The organism is Longimicrobium sp., assembly GCF_036554565.1.
In the GTDB taxonomy this organism is placed as follows: Bacteria; Gemmatimonadota; Gemmatimonadetes; order Longimicrobiales; family Longimicrobiaceae; genus Longimicrobium.
The window spans coordinates 1-4,700 of sequence record NZ_DATBNB010000032.1; the positions used below are offsets into that span (position 1 = coordinate 1).

The window sequence follows — 4,700 nt, forward strand, 5'->3', positions numbered from 1 at the left end:
ATGGCATTCCTCCTGCCGGCTGCATGGGATTATGCGGATTACGCGCGCTCACTCCGAATAGCTCTGCCCTCCGCGTTTCGAGAGTTTCATGTTCATAGGAGCTCTGAGCCGCTATTTCAAAGCGTTCGTGATGGATGCGTCATCGTGGTGGGGATCGGATACCGAGAGCCACACCTGTCCAGTACTCGGATCGAACATGCGTCCGCCGTCCACCTCGAGCAGTCGTTGGGACAAACGGGCCGTCCTATTCAGCCCGTGAGAACTGGCGCGGCCGGTGGTACTGTTCAGCTAGGTGAAGTCGCAGATATTCGACTAGGTGGTGTGACTGGGGACGCAAACTACTTTTTGTTTTCTGACCAGAAGCGCTCCACTCTAGGAATTCCAACTCGGGCCTGTACGCCGGTACTGAGTCGGGCGAGCCACCTCATTGCTGGGGCAATCGGCCGGAGGGAGTGGGAGAGACTTCGCGAAGCTGGCGAGCGCGTCTGGTTATTCCGGCCGAATAAGGCGGTACTCGCTGATCCGGCGGTCCAGGCTTACATGCGTCTCGATCGGGAGGATGGTGGTTGTAATCGATCCGCCTACAAAGTCCTGTCTCGCTCTGTTTGGTACACCACACCTCTTCCAGCGAGGGTGGATGGTTTTATTAGTGGAATGGGTATTCAGGGGCCGTGGATCTCGCTTCGTCTGATGCGAGGACTGACTGCTACGAATACGTTGTATGTTCTCTCATTCAAGCAACGCCTTTCGCTTGACACGAGAGCGGCGTGGGCGAGTGCGTTCTTGTCCCCGGAAGTCAGAGAGGAGCTCCGAGGGCTCGGGCGTGTGTACCCTGACGGTTTGGTGAAATATGAGCCGGGCGACCTTCTCCGTGTTCGCTTGCCATATCCTTGCTTCCGATCGGGTGCAATGCAGAGGTACAAAGCATTAGTGGCTAGTTTTCTAGTGGGATCCAAATCACCAGCCGAGACGTGAGCTGATACTTGCGTGAGGGGAGACCCATCGTGTTAGAAATGGGTTTGATCCCAATGAGTTTAAGCCCTCATCTGCACGCGTCGCCCACGCCAAGGCTCTCCCCGCTCATGCAGCAAGCGGCGGATTGACTTTCGCGGGCGTGCCGTACTGCTCGCCACGTTGCGCATCAATGCCCTGTGTCGCAAGCTTGGCTACACCGGCAGAATCGGTTGCCTGCCGTCGTTCGGCTTCCCGAATCCCACATCGCCCAGCGGCTCTGCTGTCGGCGGTTGTTGAACCCGGCACCTACGCGCCAGTCGCATGCGACCACGCGTCCATCGCGTTCTGCTCTTCCTGCTGTCCTGCCTCGCCGCGGCTCCGCTCGCGGCCCAGCGCACCCCAGCCCCCATCGCGCTCTCCGATCCTGACGGGCAGGAGCTCGTCATCGAAGAGTTGAACGTGCGGGCGGCGGTGCAGGGGGTGTTCTCGCTCACCGAGATGGAGATCGTCTTCCGCAACCCGCACGGACGCCGGATGGAAGGGCGGTTCAGCGCCGTGCTGCCGGAGGGCGCCACCGTCAGCCGCTTCGCCAAGGAGGTGAACGGCCGGCTGATGGAGGGCGAGGTGGTGGAGCGGCTGCGCGCCAACCGCGTGTACGCCGAAATCCTTCACCAGATGCGCGACCCCGCGCTGCTGGAGCAGGACCAGGGCAACCGCTTCAGCGCGCGCATCTTTCCCATCGAGGCCAACGCCACCGTGCGCGTGGTGCTGGGCTACACGCGGCTGCTCCCGCTGGAAGGCGGCGTGCGCAGCTACCGCGTGCCGCTGCGCGGGCTGCCACGGATCGGGATGATGCGCGTGACGGCGCACGTGCAGCCGCTTCCGCACGAGGCGCAGGTGTCGGCCACGCTGGCGGGCCCGCCGGGAAGCCGGATGGTGGATGGCCGGACGCTGGCGTGGGAAGACGAGAGCTTCACCCCCACCGAAGACCTGGAGATCCGCTGGAGCCCGCGCCCGGACGCCCCGCGCGAGTACCTGCTGCGCGCCGGGCCGTACTACCTGGCCGGCGTGCGGCCGGACGTGGCCCCCGCGCGCCCCGCGGCGGCGGACACGCGATGGGTGTTCCTGCTGGACACGTCGGCCTCCGCCGCGGAGGGGATGGATCACCGGCTGGCCTCGCTGAGGACGGTGCTCGCGGCGCTCCCCGGCGGACAGGTGGAGCTGGTGGCGTTCGACCAGCAGGTGGCGCCGCTGGGCACCTTCCGCACCCCGGCCGAGGCCGCGCGCCGCGTGGAAGCGCTCGTCCGCGCGCGCGGACTGCTGGGCGGCACCGACCTCAACGCCGCCCTGGCAGAGATCCAGGCCCGCGCCGCGCGGCAGCCGGCCGCACGCTTCGTCCTGGTGAGCGACGGCGCGGCGACGATGGGGCAGACGGCGCCCGCGGAGATGTTCCGGCCGCTGGACCGCATGGCCGCGGGCACGCGGCTGAGCGCGCTCGTGCTGGGCTCGCGCGAAGATGCGCAGGCGTTGCGGCAGATCGTGCAGGGGCGCGGGCGCATCGTGCGCGTGCCGTTCACCGAGCGGATGGACGACCGCGCCCGCGAGGCCGCGGCACGCCTGGCGCAGCCGCCCGGACGCACGGCAGCCGTGCGCGACGAGGCGGCGGAAACCTTTCACGCCATCGGCGCGGAAGACGTGCAGCCCGGCGGCGAGGTGCTGGTGCTGGGCCGGCTGCGCGAGGGCCAGCAGATGCGGCTGGCGGTGGATGGCGTGCGCGTAGGCACCGGCGTTCCGCTGGAGGAGGAGCGCTTCGAGCCGCTCCTGGTGCGCGAGTTCCATCGCGCGCACCTGGAAAAGCTGCAGGACGAGGAGCGCTACGCGGATGGAGACGCGGCCCGCCGCCGCCTGGCCGAGGAGCAGGTGAAGCTCAGCATCGAGCACCGGGTGATGGTGCCGCGCACGACGATGCTGGTGCTGGAGACGGAAGCCGATTACGTGCGCTTCGGGATCGATCGCACAGCGCTCGCGCAGATCCTGGTCGTCGGCCCGCGCGGAATCGAGCGGCTGGACCGGCGCCGCGCCCCGCGCCTGGCCCTGGCCGACAGCACGGCGGAACGGGATGACGCCGACGCCACCATTCCAGGTGACGACGCAGAAGCAGCGGAGCCAGCACCAGCCGCCGAAGAGGGGCGGAACGTAGCCGAGCGTAGCCGCGCGCCCGCCGGTGCCCCGGCACCCGCGGCCCCGCCGCCGCCCCCTCCGGCGATGACGCCGCCCCCGCCGCCGCCGATGGCGCCGCCCCCGCCGCCGCCGCCGCCGCCGATGGCGCCGCCCCCGCCTGCGGTGGCACCGCCTCCACCGCCGGCCATCGAGTCGTCGCCGCTGCGCCTGGACGCGGTGGTGGTCACGGGCGCCGACGTGCCCGAACCGCGTATGCCGGAATGGGTGGGCGCCCGCCGCTTCCGCGAGGGCGAAGTAGACAGCCTGCGGGCCGCGCTACGAGCCAATCCCCGCGACCGCACGCTCTACAACCAGTTCAGCGAGGGCCTGGCCGAGGAGGAGCGGTGGCGCGAGCTGCGCGAGGTGGCGTTCCGCTGGCAGCCGATGGACCCGGACAACCCGCAGGTGTACGAGGCCCTCGCGCTGGCCAGCCAACACCTGGGCCGAACGGCCGAGGCACGGCGCGCGACGGGATCGCTCGTGGAAGTGGCGCCCGGCAAGCCCGAGATGCTGCAGCGCGCGGCGATGCTGCTCTGGCGGGCCGGCGCGCGGACGGCGTGGGAGGCACCCGCGCGGCGCGCCGTGGAGCTGCGTCCGGACCTGCCCAACACGCACCGCACGCTCGCGCTGCTGCTGTGGCAGGCGGGGCGGATGGAAGAAGCGGCGGGCGTGCTGGAAGCGGCGCTGCAACGGCCGGTGGACCGGTGGTACGGCAACGCCGCCGCGGTGGTACGCGACGAGCTGGGCTACATCTACCGCGACTGGATGCGCGCCGCCCCGGGGCGCGCCGCCGAGATCCGCCAACGCGCCCGCGAGCGCCAGGTGAAGCTGGACCAGGCGGACCGCCTGCGCATCACCATGACGTGGGACACGGACGGAAACGACGTAGACCTGCACGTCGTCGACCCGCGCGGCAACCCACGTGTACTACGCGCAGCCGGAGGCACCCAGCGGCATCCACCTGCTGGAGGACATCACCCAGGGCTTCGGCCCGGAGGTGGTGAGGACACAGCGCGTGATCCCCGGCGAGTACCACGTGGGCGTCAACTACTACAACGCCGGCCCCATGGGCGTCAGCCGCGGGATGATCGTGGTGATGGAGCCCGCCGACGACCGCACGCGGGTGCGCATCGAGCCCTTCCGCCTGCTCCCGGACCGAGGGGAGGTGCAGCAGGTGCTCACGCTGAACCCGGCAGCCGCCGATCGATCGCATCGGCACTGAAACCAAGGGCTTCCAGCGTTGGAACAGACGAGAAAAGCCCCGGAAGCGCTTGCTTCCGGGGCTTTCCGCATTCGTGCGATGGCGCGTCAGTCCGCCGCGGCGGTCTCCAGCTCGGGCGCGGGGGCACCGGGAAAGCCGTCGTCGGCGTAGCGGTACATGGGGCCGATGGGCTCGCCGTCGCGCTCCATCGTTCCCTTGTAGCGCATGTGGTCCTCGTGTACGCCAAAGTTGGTGCGCTGAAGCTGGGCGATGCGCGACAGGTCGTCGGACGAGAGGTCGGGCAGGTCGCTGGCGGCAGCGAACT

1 protein-coding gene is annotated in these 4,700 nt (G+C 69.1%); it reads left to right on the forward strand.

Annotation, left to right across the window (positions count from 1 at the left end; all coding sequences use genetic code 11):
- Positions 1-1,275 precede the first annotated feature (1,275 nt).
- The coding region (locus tag VIB55_RS00945) for a VIT domain-containing protein (RefSeq protein WP_331874785.1) at positions 1,276-4,700 on the forward strand (3,425 nt) is incomplete at its 3' end.